Source organism: Natronococcus amylolyticus DSM 10524, from assembly GCF_000337675.1.
GTDB classification, from domain to species: Archaea; Halobacteriota; Halobacteria; order Halobacteriales; family Natrialbaceae; genus Natronococcus; species Natronococcus amylolyticus.
In genome coordinates this window covers 324,145-338,900 of the sequence record NZ_AOIB01000028.1, presented here as the reverse complement: position 1 = coordinate 338,900, position 14,756 = coordinate 324,145, and the positions used below count along the sequence as shown (strand labels likewise).

14 protein-coding genes are annotated in these 14,756 nt (G+C 53.5%); 9 read left to right on the top strand and 5 right to left on the bottom strand.

The window, feature by feature from the left end; translation table 11 throughout:
• Positions 1-164 precede the first annotated feature (164 nt).
• Positions 165-848: a helix-turn-helix domain-containing protein gene (locus C491_RS14685; RefSeq protein WP_206537574.1), complete on the bottom strand. Its 684-nt coding sequence runs from the start codon at positions 846-848 to the stop codon at positions 165-167.
• A 187-nt stretch (positions 849-1,035) separates the two neighbouring features.
• Between C491_RS14685 and C491_RS14680 the strand changes: the two genes are divergently transcribed.
• From C491_RS14680 to C491_RS14665, 5 genes are all read left to right on the top strand, one after another.
• Positions 1,036-2,604 carry an AMP-binding protein gene (locus tag C491_RS14680; protein ID WP_049892085.1) on the top strand — a complete coding sequence of 523 codons (1,569 nt, stop codon included), beginning with the start codon at positions 1,036-1,038 and terminating at the stop codon, positions 2,602-2,604.
• A gap of 190 nt (positions 2,605-2,794) precedes the next feature.
• Positions 2,795-3,541 carry an SDR family NAD(P)-dependent oxidoreductase gene (locus tag C491_RS14675; protein WP_005557633.1) on the top strand — a complete coding sequence of 249 codons (747 nt, stop codon included), beginning with the start codon at positions 2,795-2,797 and terminating at the stop codon, positions 3,539-3,541.
• A gap of 586 nt (positions 3,542-4,127) precedes the next feature.
• Positions 4,128-4,451 (top strand): hypothetical protein, encoded by a 324-nt coding sequence (locus C491_RS22560; RefSeq protein ID WP_152421338.1) that lies wholly within the window; start codon positions 4,128-4,130, stop codon positions 4,449-4,451.
• Positions 4,448-5,980 carry a sodium:solute symporter family protein gene (locus C491_RS14670; protein ID WP_005557631.1) on the top strand — a complete coding sequence of 511 codons (1,533 nt, stop codon included), beginning with the start codon at positions 4,448-4,450 and terminating at the stop codon, positions 5,978-5,980. The genes C491_RS22560 and C491_RS14670 overlap by 4 nt, the downstream gene beginning before the upstream one ends.
• Before the next feature lie 99 nt (positions 5,981-6,079).
• Positions 6,080-6,511 carry a hypothetical protein gene (locus tag C491_RS14665; RefSeq protein WP_005557629.1) on the top strand — a complete coding sequence of 144 codons (432 nt, stop codon included), beginning with the start codon at positions 6,080-6,082 and terminating at the stop codon, positions 6,509-6,511.
• A 438-nt stretch (positions 6,512-6,949) separates the two neighbouring features.
• Here the strand turns inward: C491_RS14665 and C491_RS14660 are convergent, their stop codons facing one another.
• Both C491_RS14660 and C491_RS14655 read right to left on the bottom strand, forming a co-directional pair.
• The gene (locus tag C491_RS14660) at positions 6,950-7,357 is read right to left on the bottom strand and encodes a VOC family protein (protein ID WP_005557627.1); all 408 of its coding nucleotides are present in this window, start codon (positions 7,355-7,357) and stop codon (positions 6,950-6,952) included.
• A gap of 602 nt (positions 7,358-7,959) precedes the next feature.
• The gene (locus tag C491_RS14655; protein WP_049892081.1) at positions 7,960-8,262 is read right to left on the bottom strand and encodes a hypothetical protein; all 303 of its coding nucleotides are present in this window, start codon (positions 8,260-8,262) and stop codon (positions 7,960-7,962) included.
• 99 nt (positions 8,263-8,361) lie between these two features.
• Here C491_RS14655 and C491_RS23750 point away from each other — a divergent pair, with 99 nt between their 5' ends.
• The 3 genes from C491_RS23750 (at position 8,362) to hepT (ending at position 10,658) form a co-directional block, all read left to right on the top strand.
• On the top strand, positions 8,362-9,645 hold the full coding sequence (locus C491_RS23750) for a winged helix-turn-helix transcriptional regulator (RefSeq protein WP_241431332.1): 1,284 nt from the start codon (positions 8,362-8,364) through the stop codon (positions 9,643-9,645).
• A gap of 79 nt (positions 9,646-9,724) precedes the next feature.
• Positions 9,725-10,210: a type VII toxin-antitoxin system MntA family adenylyltransferase antitoxin gene (gene mntA, locus C491_RS21830; protein WP_083909344.1), complete on the top strand. Its 486-nt coding sequence runs from the start codon at positions 9,725-9,727 to the stop codon at positions 10,208-10,210.
• Positions 10,200-10,658, top strand: coding sequence for a type VII toxin-antitoxin system HepT family RNase toxin (gene hepT, locus C491_RS14650; RefSeq protein WP_005557618.1), 459 nt, complete (start codon positions 10,200-10,202; stop codon positions 10,656-10,658). Before mntA ends, hepT begins: the two co-directional genes overlap by 11 nt.
• Positions 10,659-11,960: 1,302 nt before the next feature.
• Here hepT and C491_RS24250 read toward each other — a convergent pair.
• Entirely contained in the window at positions 11,961-12,266 is a 306-nt protein-coding gene (locus tag C491_RS24250; RefSeq protein ID WP_005557616.1) for a HalOD1 output domain-containing protein, read from the bottom strand.
• Positions 12,259-13,119, bottom strand: a complete 861-nt coding sequence (locus tag C491_RS22540; protein WP_152421337.1) for a DUF7344 domain-containing protein — start codon at positions 13,117-13,119, stop codon at positions 12,259-12,261. The genes C491_RS24250 and C491_RS22540 overlap by 8 nt, the downstream gene beginning before the upstream one ends.
• 728 nt (positions 13,120-13,847) lie before the next feature.
• Here C491_RS22540 and C491_RS24385 point away from each other — a divergent pair.
• Positions 13,848-14,348, top strand: a complete 501-nt coding sequence (locus C491_RS24385; RefSeq protein WP_449289268.1) for a DUF7344 domain-containing protein — start codon at positions 13,848-13,850, stop codon at positions 14,346-14,348.
• Positions 14,349-14,756 lie beyond the last annotated feature (408 nt).

Below are 14,756 nucleotides of genomic sequence, written 5' to 3'. Positions count from 1 at the left end.
GCCTATGCAGCGGCTGTGACGCGGATCCTCCAGGCCAAGAACCCCCGACCGACTCGAGGCGCTTGATCTCATCTGGATCGACGAAACGGGGTACTTCCACTATACATCTTCAGTGAACGTCAGTGTCAATCGCTGGCGAGCTTCGATTCCTCTGATTGTTCGAATCACTCTGTTTCATCTTCGAAGACCTCAACGGCGCTACCGATCAATTTGTCTTGCCCACGGCGCAGGTTCTTTGAAACAGCAGAACATGAGACGTCAAACTCGTCGGCGAGCGTCGAAAGCGTCGCATCGCGTGGTGAGCGGAAGTAGCCTCTCGAGTATGCCTGCTTCATTGTCGCCCGCTCAACAGCGGTGAGATCTCGGCAGCTATCGAGAAGTTGTTTCGCTGACCCTACATTACGGACGAGATCGAGAAAATCATCGATCGAGATCATATCTCGGGACTCGACTGCAAACTCGTTGTTCTGTTCAAGTGCCGATAATGCCTCCTCTGCATTTTCTGCAGCATCGAAACCGACGTTCCAGACTTCGCTCCCGTTATTCGCCTCGAACGGTCCCGTTAGATATCCACCATGGCTGCGAATCGTTTTCATCGCTTCCGTTTCGGGGACCCTGTTTCGAAGAATTGCCCGGTCACTCTTGACCGACAAGAGTTCATACTGGCTCATTTTTCGATGGTCGCAAAGTGCCTGTAACGACTTATGTAACTCTTCTCGATTAGTTGCTTTGACCAGAACTCGAGATTCGAGCTCCTCACGTGTTGCATCGAAGTCCCAGTGAACGCCGGTAAACGTGGAGGTAAAGTCGTCAGAAACATCAATATACGGACAGTCGTACTGTACCATGTCCAGCGTGTACGTTATCATAATCTGAGCCCCCTAGTACTCATAACACGAAGGTGCTCCCGGCATATTAATAATTTCATATGTGCCTCTACACATCGGTCGCTATTTTAACGAAGGTTCAACGTTGAACCTTCCTCTTCTTGCTGCAGCGAGGAAACTAGTGTGGTATGGTCCAGGTGACCACACAGTGAACAGCGAACCGACGCTACAAGGAGTACTCGAGCGGGCGTGTGAGAAGTATGCGTCAAACCCTCTCGTAACGGTCGGTGAGACAACTATCAAATATGGAGAAGCCTGGCGGTGCGCGGGACAGCTTGCCGATGCACTCGCGAATGCTGGTGTCGAACCCGGTGACAGAGTCGGCTTACTTTCGTCAAACCGAGTTGAGTACGTTATCGCCGACCTTGCTTGCGTTCGAGGGGGCTTTGTCAAGGTCGCACTGAATGATATGCTCTCCGACGAGGAAATACGACATATTGTGACTGACTCGGGTGCTACCGCAGTCGTCGTAGAGGACGAGTTCCTTGAGACGATCCAATCAATTCGGACAAATAACAACGCACTCGAGCACATCGTTGGAATCACGCCGAATCCACCGGATGGTGTCATCTCGTTTGATGATTGTCTTGCGAAGGGTGAACCCAATAGCGTAGATGCAAACGTCACATCAGATGATTTGTCGATGTTTCAGTATACCGGTGGGACGACCGGGAAACCCAAGGGAGCGAAACACACCCAGTTCGGTTTAGCGATGGACTTGCACGCCCACGTGATCGAACTCGAGATCGGTCACGAAGAGCAGATGTTGCTGACGACGCCGTTACCGCACTCTGCAGGATACGCATTTCTCGCCGGAATGCTTCGAGGTGCACACGTCGTCGTTACTGATGGGTTCGATCCCGGTGAGTTCCTCGAACTCGTCGAGACGGACTCGATCACTTGGACGTGGATGGTACCGACGATGCTCTATCGCATCCTCGATCACGATCAGCTGTCAGAGACTGACGTCTCCTCGCTCGAAACATTGGTATACGGCGCTGCGCCGATTACGCGAGAGCGCCTCGAGGAGGGACTGGAAGCCTTCGGCCAAGTATTCATCCAATTGTATGGACAGAGTGAGATCCCGAACATCGGTACTACGCTCCAAAAGGCTGACCACGACCTCGGAGCAGGCGAATCCCTCGAGTCGTGTGGCCGGGCTGCGACGATGGTCGACGTCAGGATCGCCCCTCTCGACGCAAAGTCGTCGACTGATCCAGTGCCGATCGGAGAGGAAGGAGAAATCCTCCTCCGTGCACCCTACGCGATGGTTGGATACCACAAACTTCCGGACGCAACCGAGCAGACGATCGTCGACGGCTGGATCAGGACAGGCGATGTCGGGAAAAAAGACGAGAACGGCTACGTATACATTCTCGATCGAGATAAAGACGTCATTGTTTCGGGCGGGATGAACGTTTACACGACGACGGTCGAAGATGCACTCGATGCACACGACGGCGTCGCTGAAGTCGCTGTAATCGGGATTCCACACGACGACTGGGGTGAATCTGTTCATGCAGTCATCGTTCCGGCAGAACCTCACGGATTGACCGAAGACGAGATACTATCGTTCGCCGATGAGGCCCTGGCAGATTATAAAAAGCCAAAAAATGTCGAGTTCGTCGAAAAACTCCCCACGACACCATACGGGAAGGTCGACAAGAAGGCACTTCGGGAACCATACTGGAAGGAGGCAGACCGAAATGTCGCATAGCTTTCATACCAGCGAAAGTCCGACTCGAACAGTCGCTGGTCATCACTGGTATCGAACTATAAACGACACAGAACATGAAACTATGATTCGCCAACAGTCACGAAACCGCAGGCACTCAGCTGGACAGCTTGCACCGATCACGAAAGAACTCGAGCCGCGGCAAAAGGGGGTGAATTAGACCGTGAGCCCGATGACGAGCGGTCCTGCCGATCTATCCGGTCAAACGGCCGTAGTCACTGGTGCAGCGGGTGGGATCGGTAGGGCTACCTGTATTTCGCTCGCTCGTGAAGGTGCTGACATCGTTGCGACGGATCTCGACGAAGAACGACTCGCCGAAACCGCTCGACTGGTCGAAGAGGAGGGGCAGGCCGTCGAGACTGTCCTAACAGACATTTCTGATCCAAACGATATAGATAACCTTCGTGAGGTTGCGTTAGAATTTGCCAATACGATCGAAATCGTCGTCAACGTGGCTGGTGTTGTCCACAGACACGATTTTTCGGAGATGACACTCGAGCGATGGAACCGCGTAATCGGTATCAATCAGACGGGAACGTTCCTCGTCACTCACGCTTTCTACGATCAGATGGTCGAAAACGAGTACGGAAAGGTCGTCTGTGTCAGCTCCGTTTCGGCCAAGGTCGGTGGCGTTATCTCTGATGCGGGTTATGCGGCGTCGAAAGCCGGCATTCACGGACTTATTCGCTGGCTTGCGAAGAACGCGGCCGAACACAACATCTACGTGAACGCACTCGCACCAGGTGCGGTAAAAACCCCGATGACCGAAGACCAGGATTACCGGCCAGAGTGGGCCCCTTTGAATCGACTGGCTGAGCCCGAAGATATTGCTGAAGGTGTCGTGTACCTTGCTTCCCAGCAGTCCAATTATGTCACTGGAACGGTCCTTGATGTCAACGGCGGAATGCGCTTTTCCTAACCCTCTCCTCCTATTATCAGTCTACAGGCAGAATTGAGTCGGCTATCGGAGGTCCAATAGCTTCTCCCTATCCCGTAGATAGACCCACTCCTACCTACCTTACTCATCGTTCATAGAAATTCAGTTCGTAACGAGTCGACAGATTGAATCGTAGAGTGAATAGAGTGAAGCGTGATTTTGGTCAACCAGAATCCGATTGTACGACTTATCTAGCGGCATGTTCAAACTTGAACGCCTCAACTCATTGGTGTTGGTTCCCTATTTGTTTCCATGGTGCTTGGTAGCAACCAGTCTGGAAAAGCGAATACACGCTATCCAGCCGTTCTGGATTCGTCATGGATTGGCTGTTCGACCAGAAGCTGGTTTCGTGGAGTATGACCGGCAAAAGTCAAATTCTCTTCGGAAGCAAGGGCTGGACGGCCGAATCAACAGGTCTCGAATCAGCTACTCGTACCAGCACCGTGGTGGCTCGCTACAGGGGTCCAAGAAATAGCATTCCGGCAGAAAATGTTCGACTGATTTCAACGGCAGAATCGGCTACGAGTACCCTTGATGCCAGACATATAGTCACAGAATTGAGATAATTATGGCTAACAAAACGTCACAACCGACCGATAAAGCAACAAACCAGTCAGAGAGTGAGAAGACAGACACTGACCTCACGTATGATGAAGTGAGTATTGCAACAACCGCAGGGTATCGACCGATGGTCGGAGTTACGGCTGCCATTGTACTCTCTGGAATAGTACTGATCGGCTACCCACTTTATATTCATGAAGCAGGCGACGGAGTAACACTACTCACATATACCGGGCTTCTCTGGGGCGCGATCATTACTGCGTCGGCGATGGTTCACGAGTATTATGTGACGAAAAATGAAGATCGCGAAACAACGGGGAAGAACGCATGACTGCCGAGAATATCGCTGTTAGCCTGTTGCCGTTACAGAACGGCGTTACACCCGAAGTCGCGGATTCGGCCACAGCAGTTGCGGTCGTAGTCGCGTACTTTTTACTAATGATCGGTATCGGGGTACTCTTTGTCAAGCGTGCACACGCATCTACAGCAGACTTCTGGATCGCTGGTGGAACAGTTTCGTTGCGCGTCCAAGTGTTCGCTTTCTTTGCTGCAGTAGTCAGTGGCGGTACCTTCTTTGGAATCGGTGGAATGGCATACGGGTTTGGCCTCGGTGCGATGGCAGTGTTCCTCTCTGCTATTCTCGGCGGACTCGTATTCATGATGATATTCGTTGCAGCACCGATGCGTCGTGCAGGTGTTTACACTGTTCCTGACTACCTCAAATTACGCTACAACAGTAATGCAGTCCGAATTGTTGCAGCGCTACTATTCGCCACCTTTTCGTGGGCATACTTGATTCCACAACTCACGGCTGCCGGAATCACGATCGACTTTGTCCTTCCAAATGTCGGTTACGGAGCTGGAGTATTCATCGCGACGGTTGTTTTCGCATTGTATGTCTCAGTTGGTGGAATGTGGGCGGTAACATGGACTGACTTTATTCAGGGCGTTATCGTAATGTTCGTGGCTGTTGCACCAGTCCCGTTCATCATTTGGGATTTAGGCGCTGGAGGATCTATTTCTGCTGCAATCGCAAACGACCCTGGCTTCGGTGGAACAACAGCACCCGGGTTATTCCTAGTTGGACTGGCAGTGACTTGGGTGCTTGCTCCACTCGGTCTCCCATACTTCGGGCAACGGATTCTATCAAGCGACACAGACCGGGTTGCGCGACGCTCAATAATGTGGGTCTCGGTCGTTTATCTGATAGTTTTCACTCTGATGGGCGTGTTCGTCTCGGCCGGAGCTATGGCAATTGAACCGAATCTCGCTGATGCGGACTATTTCTACTATGCTGTTCTAGCAGAATATGCAGGTCCAATTATCCAGGGATTCGGCGCTGCCGCCCTATTCGCTGCGGTGATGTCAACGACCGACGCATTGTTGATCGCATTGAGTGCTAGTCTCGGACACGACATCCCCGAGACAATGGGTATCGATCTCGACGAACGCAAAGAAACCTGGCTCGGTGCGATTATCACTTGGACAGGTGCGATTACAGCTGCCTGGGTCGCACTCTCACCACCCAGTATTATCGCGCTGATGATTACCCTTGTTGCCGGAGCTGCAGCAAGTGGACTGTTCCCAGCGATGGCTATCGGAACGTGGTGGAAACGAGCTAACGCGTATGGTGCAATTGCTGCGATGCTCGCAGGGACATTGACATATGGTGGCCTACTCGCTTTCGACGTCATGGCGGTCGAAAACGCCGAAGTACTCGTCAGCGTACCCGTTGGGATTGCTGCGTTGATTATTGGAAGCTACGCCACTGCTCGACCAGGACCGAAAGAGCTCAGAAACTTCCAAAAATTCCACGAGAAGAAGCCTGATCAATCGATCACCACTCAGGCAGACGATTAAATGACGGATTCATCAATCCGGACAAAAGTACTCACATGGTTGATCCGTGCTCGATGGCGAACCTTCTGTGGACTTGACCAGGAGTCGTTGCTCAAGGTGATGACCGAAGCTCTCACTGCGCTCGAGTATGAGTTCAGCACCGAGACGCTCGATCCGACCGAGACCGAACGAAAGATGCTTGGCTCCAATACGTCGGGATTCCTGCTCACCGTAGAGGAACCTACATCGTTCGAAGTTGAAATCATTCCCGCGACGGTCGATCCGCTTACTGGCGCCGTAACGCGGTTCGTGCTTCCTGAAGAGAAACAGAGAGAGGCAACTGCAGACCTCTGTGTTGTAACGGTTTCCCCGATCGACCAGAAGAACCGACCAACGGTGGCGTCGTTTCTGACGACCGTGATCGAGCGCTGTGAACGCCGACCGTGGAAGGTCTCGCATCATATGTCGTTTCGACTCGCGATTTTGCTTCGGGTGAAGATACGGCTGCTGTGGACCTACTGGCTGGCCGTCGATTCTCGACCGCCGGACTGACAGCATTGGCTCGCTCGAGAGCATCGCGACAATCTCCCCGGCGTGAGCGGGTGGCGAGAGACACACCATCCTACTGGGGACCAAGTTGAGCAAGCACTCGAGGTACTGGATCCCGATGGCCGAAAGGTCGAACTCCTGCGGCAACTCGCGGATGAGCCTGCCCAGGCGTTCTCGAGGCACGCCCTGCGAGCGATGCATGACGTCGATCGCAGTCGAATCTCCCAGCTGCTTGTCTCCGAGCAGAACTCGCTCACCCGCGGAGTTCGGACCAGCGGATGATCGGACTGTCGAGTTGCTCGAGGCTGGCCAACAGCTACTCGCCACGCTTGACGCCCAAGTCGGCCGTCAACAGGAACTAACCGAGGCCGTGAGCGACACCGGAACATCCGACCAACTATAGAGAATGGATGTAGCAAACTGATCCGTTTCAAATTCTGCTTATTCTTCTGGCGGTGACTGCACGCAAAAGCCGTTCCCTTCGGGGTCGCGCATAACTGTCCAGGTCTCAGTGTACGGACCAGTGGTTTCGGTTTTGGTTTCTACAAGAGACGCGCCGAGTTCAGCGAGTCGTTTGACCTCTTCGTCGCGGTCAGCAGCGTTGAGGTCGAGGTGAATCGGAATATGTTCGGGCGACGACCGGGGCATTTTCTTGAAAAACAGTCGAGGACCGTGACCCTCCGGATCGATTGCTGCTGCGGCTGCGTTTGGATTGCCGTCCTCAGCCTCTATAGCCTCAAGAAGCCCCGGCGGAGCCTCCTGCAGTTCGTAGTCGACTGCTGCGGTCCAAAATGCGGCGAGGGCCTCAGGATCCTCACACGCGAACGTGATGTTACCGATTGACGCCATGGGTTTCTAGATGGTGCGCCTCTCGATAATTGTTCACATCGGATGGTTTCGAGGTGTAATTCGGTTAGAAATACTGCACCTTCGCGCCCTGTATTCAGCACGGTTCTATCAACACCACCGATAGCTGATAGAAGTAGCAGCATTACGTTCGCATGCTCTATGTAGCACGTGCTTCCTCAAGAGGAACGCCCACTCAACTACGCAGTGCCCCCCACAATCGTAGTCGTCCTCTTTATGATGAGCAATCCCAACTGAGACATTCAGAAAATCAATACCATGGCGACTCGCATCAGCGATCGCCTGAACGAGGTCACCCCGGCGCGTTCGGCCGTTCTCTGCGATGACGCGGTAAAGATTGAATTCCGCATCCGGGGCAAAATATCCGAGTGTTTCGAACACATCCCCACCGTGGCCAGTCGTATCGCCCGTCGTCGAATGGACGTAGTTTTCACGGCGGTTGACAGAGAACGCGTCTGCCAGCTCCGGTTCTGGTTGATAGAGCGAGTCGACGATACCGATTCGGATGAACTGGCCCTTGTTCTTCGAATCACGAGCGCCAAGCGTCTGAAGATAGGATTCGAAAATACGCTGCCGAAGATCGACTACCGTGTCACACGCGGGCGGGAGTTCGGGTTTCCCTCAGCCAGCACCTGAACGTCGTCTCGCTCGAGTTCGATCGATTTGACCTCCTCAAGTGTACAGAGGGATTCAATCGCTGTTTCTGGTGCAGTTACTCTGAGTGTCGCACGCCCGATTTCGGTGTCGACAGTTCCACCGGCCTGCTCAACTGATTCACAGGTTGTGGCAGTGTCATACTTGCCAGAGACACCGATGAGGAGCGTCACCTCTATTGGACTGTTGCTCCCACGCAGATCCTCCACCTGTGGATCGATGTACTCTGGCATGCTATCTCTGGGTTCGACTGCAAGGGATTTGATTCTTTCTTCTGGGATACAGAGTGCGTCTCGCGACAGCGTTAACCTCTCCTCCGTTTGCTCAACCGAGTGCTCACCAATAGTCGCCTCAAGTCTTTGGAGAATCCGCCGGCAATCCTGCGTGATGCTCGTTGTATCGGTGGGCTCTCGGATGAGGGTCTCGAGGATCCCGAAACGCTCCGTGAGGTGTTCATCGAGTGGGGGACTGAGCTCGAGGATCTCACGGCGAAACTCTCTGCCGGCGAATACGAGGAGCACAATCGGTTTCGGAGTTCGATCATGCGGTCGGCTCACGTCCTTTCCGGGTCGATCGTGCATCTCTTCGACGCTCTCGAGATCGACGTCGTTCGCGAACTCCGGGTGCCGGCTGGACTTGACACCAATGCACTGAACGAACTCGCAACCTCGATCAGCATTGCAACGGCAATTCAGTCGAAATACGGTGTGTTCGCCAGCTACCGACAGCTGTTCGAGGCTCGGGAAGAGAAGCGACAGACTGCACTCTCACCGACCGTTGACGCCGACGACCCGCTGGGGACGCTCATTAGATCAGTAGTCGTTCGAGGAGACGACGCCCACCGACTCCGCCAGAAACTCGAGCAATCGCTCGAGAGCCCAGCAGCGGTCGCTGAGGACGCTCCCGAGTTCGCAGTACACGTCTCCCTTTCAACGGTCGACCGAACGGCCTATGCATCGGCTGCGACTCGGATGCTACGGTCCAAGAACCTGCACCCGACTCCAGAGACAGTTTCGTTGCTCCACGCACTGGCCGGTTCGCCGTACGCTGCTGCTCGGGCACTGCAACAACTCGCCGGTGAAGATGAGAGACGAGAGCTCCGGCCGGACGAACTCCGCCATGCCTTGGGAACACTCGAGCCTGAGCAGTTGTTCTCTGATCTCTCACCGACAGTTGGCCGAATCGTTCACACGCTTCTCACTGCTAAGAGTCGGCTCTCACAACGTGAGCTTGCTGACCGAGCAGACCTCTCGACACGGACGATCCGGAATTGCTGCGATCGACTTGAGGTACTCGATCTCATCCGTGTCGACGAGAACGGGTATCGCCTGGCGTTGTCGTTTCAGACAACCACTGAGCGACGTGATCCCGTTGTTCCGGCTCTCCTCGAGAAGAACCAGACACTCCTTGACATAGCTGATTCACTCCTCGGAACGATTCTTACACCGGATCGGCATGGTGATCCGTGGCACAGCTATCGACCTACTTGTTCGACCGCGAGAACGGGACGTTCAACACGAGAGAACAGGTTGTGTCGTAGACCGGCAAATATCCCGACCTGCCGTACAGGAAGCCCCGTGTTTACAGCGGGGAGGACGTCACGGCCTAGAGTATAGTAGCAATCTCGAGTTTGACGCTCTATCTTAACGATGCCTGCCTGAGCGTTTATGTGTACCGAGGGCGTGTTTTCGGGCAATGAGAACCTGGAAGGAGGCTACCCTCGACAAATCTCTCCCACTCGAGAGGCTACAGGAAGTGTTCGAAGAACATGAGATTCGGTTGGCGATCCTATTTGGATCTCACGCGAGCGGAGAAACTCATTCTCGAAGTGATGTTGATATCGCAGTCGACCTCGAAGACGTTCAACCAGCCGATCCAGAGTACAATGAACGCTTTTTCGGACTGAGTGCTGATCTCAGTGAGACACTCGAGACTGATGAGGTAGATGTTGTGGATCTCCAAAGAGCCTCACCAGAACTAGCAACGACGATTTTCGACCAAGGAGTCATCCTCATTGGTAATCCGGAGCATGCGACTTCCCTTCGAGACCAACTCACATCAACAGAGTCGTCGATCCAGTCGCCACGTGAACGGTTCGACGCAGCACTAACTAAAATCGACGATCACCTCGGTGGATCTGCTGTGACAGCAACAGACGGTGAAGCGAAGAATGACAGATGAGCCTTTCTCACCAGACCGCCTCAGCAGGATACTGAATGCTGTCGAGACAATTGAGGTCAGCCTAGGTATCCTTGCTCGGAAACAGTCACTAAGCAGAGAAGAGTACTATACCGACACCGAGAGTCAGGATATCGTCGAGCGACGGTTCGTGAAAATGACCGAGGCAGGGATTGATATCGCTGAGGAACTGGTCAAACACGAGCGAGGGTCACCGCCGGAAAGCAATCCAAAATCGATGCAGGCGCTCGAAGAGCTCGGAATTCTCTCGACTTCCACTGCTACCGAAATGGCACAGGGAGCCCGGTTCCGCAACGTCCTCGCACACACTTACGGAGAGATTATTGAGCATGATGTCGTCTACAATGCCTTGCAGGATCTTGAGCGGTATCGGCAATTCTTGATCGAGGTCCGTGACTATCTTGAGTCTGCTGGCGCGCTTGACGAGTGATCTGTCAGAGGTACTCCGTACAAGACAGAAAGATTCGGTTAGCTCCGCTTGGAGATCTAGTAGCGCTTGTTGAGGAGCTCCCGAATTCGCTGTCTACGTTTCTCTCTTGACATTTATCTAACATCCTACACAACGGCTACAACTTGGAGCCTGTAGTCTACAAGTTGCCGACCGACTCGGGAAACAGCCAGTTCGCTCCACACCACTGTTTGAGCACTGCAGCAACTCGCCGGCAAAGACGAACGCCGAGACCTTCGACCGGACGAACTTCGCTATGCACTGGGAACGCTCGAGCCCGAGCAGTTGCTCTCCGATCTCCCACCGGCGATTGGCCGAATTGTTCACACTCTTCTCACCGCTGAGAGTCGTCTCTCACAGTGTGAGCTTGCTGGCCGAGCGGCCGTCTCGGTACGGACAGTCCGGAACTATCGCGATCGCCTCGAGGCACTCTCCCTCATCCATGTCGACGAAAACGGGTATCGGCTGGCGTTGCCAATCGACCACAACCACCCACTGGGCTCAACCCATCAATATCGACAAATTACAGGCTCTCGACGACCGAGAATTGGCGAAACCCTCGGATTTAGTGAAAGTCTTAACCAACTTCGGGGGGTTTCGAGGGGTCCAGTGTTGGTTAACTTCTCGAGCAACGACGCGTGAAGGTCTCGACCACTAACGACCACTACCGACCGCCACCGGAAGGCTCCACTCCGCGGGCTCCAGGGCTCCGTAGTGATCCACTCACGTCGAAGGCTCTCCGCGGTGGGTCCAACCTACGGGAAAGACTCCTGAGTAGCCTATGCGTTCACTCATGGCCCGCTGTTGCTCTCTGTGGATCTACTCGGGAAGGCTCCGCAGGCTCCGATCACCCCGAAGGCAACGGCCGGGCTCCAGGTGGGAACGATCCGGCCAACTCTTGCCCTGGACCGGGCCCAACTACTCGAGTAGAAACGCGCCGGCTCTCGAAGCTACTGACGGCCTGTTATCGGCTCCAGGCTCACACCTTCCGAGCAACCACGCGTGAAGGCTCCGGGTAGATCGGCCCCTCACAGTCTTAACCAACAGCGTGGGTTAACCCCGTCCAGTGTTGGTTAAGATTCGGTCCGCTCTCGCACCGTTCCCGCGTTGGATCACTGCGGGCTCACTCACGGCCTGCTGTCGGTCCGTAGCTTCTACTGAGCGTGTCATAGAACTCTTCCCACGGTGTTGATTACACCCGCTTCTACAGTGAATCGGCCGATGAGTAGGTATACGAATGTAACACCGAGAGTTCTATCAGTGCGAAATGGCGGTGCTGATGTTTCAATCGTCATCAATCTGCACACGAACCGTGTGTTGATTCATAGTAACCCGACACCCGTGGTAATGGAAGGAAAATGAACTTTCCGTGGGGGTTCCGCTACTCTTTCGACCGGTAATCATGCCATCTAAGTGATCAGGATCAACCGTATGGTACAGTGGGTCCAAATCGAGGATTGGCGTGTCGGTTAGTGTTGCGACGGCGTGGACGACCACTTCACTTGGGCGTTCGTCCGCATCGAGTTCATAGCTGAGACTCTTGGATCGCGTCGCGTCGTTTGGTCCAGACGGGGTGTTATCGTCAGTCATTGTAGGTAGGGAGATGGCTTCGGATATCATCATGTTGGTAGTCGAGGTGGTCGAGTCGCGGCCCGAGAAGTTCGCGGACGAGAACGACGAGCGGATTCTCTTCGCCGTTACCGATAAGTGCAATCTCTTCGGGAGGACCCTCCTCGGATGGCGGTTCCGTAAGGACGGAAAACATGACTTTGCGTCGATCTATGAGAATAAGCCGACCCACACGCGGATAGGTCGGTGTATTGAGCCAGTCGAGTTGTGGCTCCCATACGGTGGCTTCTGGTAGTCCTTCTCGACACAGTTCACGAACCGTCTCGTTCTGTGAGCCGATAGAAATCCGCACATCACGATTAAGGGCACGCTCGCCGTGACGGACGCACTCGTCTTCGAGGAGGTCGGTAGTGGCATACAACGCGAACAACTCCTCCTCGGCTTCGTCGGCCAGTTTTCGCGCGTATTCGAAGGCTGGGTCGAGTCCTTCGATCACTCCTACATCGCCCTCTTCGCCTTCGCGAGTACCTGGAAGGTTTGTTACCAGCGTTTCGAGAGCCTTCTCGTCCTGCCACTCCACCATGGACCCCGGTGACGATTTCCGGGAGACGAAATTCGCGTCAGGATCGTACTCGACCAGGGCAACCTCTGCTAATTTCGGCAACCGCACATGGTGAAGTTCGAAAGACACAGTATCGAATTTTTCGTCGTAGGTCGCTGAGCTGACTATGTCCACGTCATGGGCCACGATCTGATCCGCTAACTCCGTTACGTGAAGGGGCCCATCTGCCTCTGCGAGGATATCACATATGGCGCGATTGCGAGCATCACAGAGGAGTTGGAGTTGATCTTCGGTGCGCGGATCGAGGTCCATACTGACAGATATTCACACATTGACTTAATTATTTTGTACGGTAATCAGCTCTCTCAGGTCGATCTAAACATACAGGACACTTTTAATAAGTCGACGATATCCGTTATTGGCCCTGTTATTCGCTTGCCCTGTACATAGCAGACTGGCCCCAATTACAAGATTACCTGCTTAACCAACGTCGGGTACAAGAGAGGGTCTTCGTGGTTAACTACATGCGGTAGTAGATCGGAGAGAGAAGGAGATACAGTTTTGCTACGGAGTTGTGTGAGAAGGCGATTGCTGCTCGAGCGGAGACCCCATCTGAACGGCCTGACTGTCTTTGATGAGTTCTGTTGTTAGGAGTGCAGCTGCTAATCGCATCCACGGGCCGACCGTCGGATGCTCGAGTAATCGCGATAGATTCGATGGCCAGAACAACGCACTCCCAAGCGGGTCGTTGGGGTCGCCGTAGCGATTTGGTGGGAGATTGTCTCGAGCAATGTATCGGCTGCATCGAGGAGCGTCTGACTCTTCTCAAAGAGGGTCGGACAACGGGGTCGTGTTGCTCAGTGGTTGTCTGAAATGGACAACCAACTATAGAGTAGTATTGGTAAAATAGTAATAACACAGTTCGAGGGCCGATCTTCTCCGGTCAACCCAGGGGTCCACGACTCCAGACGCTTGTGTATCGATTCAGCCGACCGCTTCCATGCTTACGGAATATCTTAAAACTGTTACGATTCTCAAATATGGGAAGGGGTGCCCCCTCCCACCACGATTCTTTATATGTTTTCCTCAAAACAACATACCAACACAATGAGTCTGAGCCCCGAGATTTAAGTATAGGACTGTCAAATTGGCAAGCTATGTCAGACGGGCTTAGAAATTCCAACATGGGTTCTGAAAACTACACTGTCAGCGTCAGTCACCGGTCCGATGAGATTTTAAGTAGTCTCAGTAACACTCAACGACGACGTGTTATGCTATATCTTCAACAGGAGGGTCCAGCCTCTAAAAGTGAAATAGCTCACCAACTCATTACGTGGAAATATGACTCTCATTCCGATGAAATCTCAGATAAAGCAGTCAAGAGAGTCAAGATGAATCTACACCACAAGCACCTCCCTGAACTCAAAGATGCTGGGCTCGTTGAATACGATAGACGGTCTGAAATGGTCTTGGTTCGTGATCTCCCTGAATTGGCTGAACTCTGTCTCGATCACTGTGAATCAGCGGACTTGCCCTCATAGTGGGTAATAGGGACCGAAACCGTGACTGGAATACCCAGGAGGGTCAAATTCGTGACCAGCTGTGAGCTTACGGACAGGAAGGGTCCGCGACCGGGTGTCCGTGACGATCTGCGTAGTGATCCCGGAGTAGTAGGGACACCTCGAGCAAGAACCCCGCGAACAATTGCGATTTCTTTCCACAAATCTCGTCTGAAACTCGCGTTACGTACAGGTGAGCGAGTTACCGATTCCAGCAACTCGAGTCTATACCATACTATGGAAAGGTTACCATTTCACGACTCCGTCCCTGGGTGAACTCGCGACCCCGAATCGCATCGTGTATCTGGTGGCCGTCGGGCACGAAATCACAACTCGATACCAGCCAGACTCACATTGTACACACGAAAAGGGCTAAATGTGCTGGCTCAC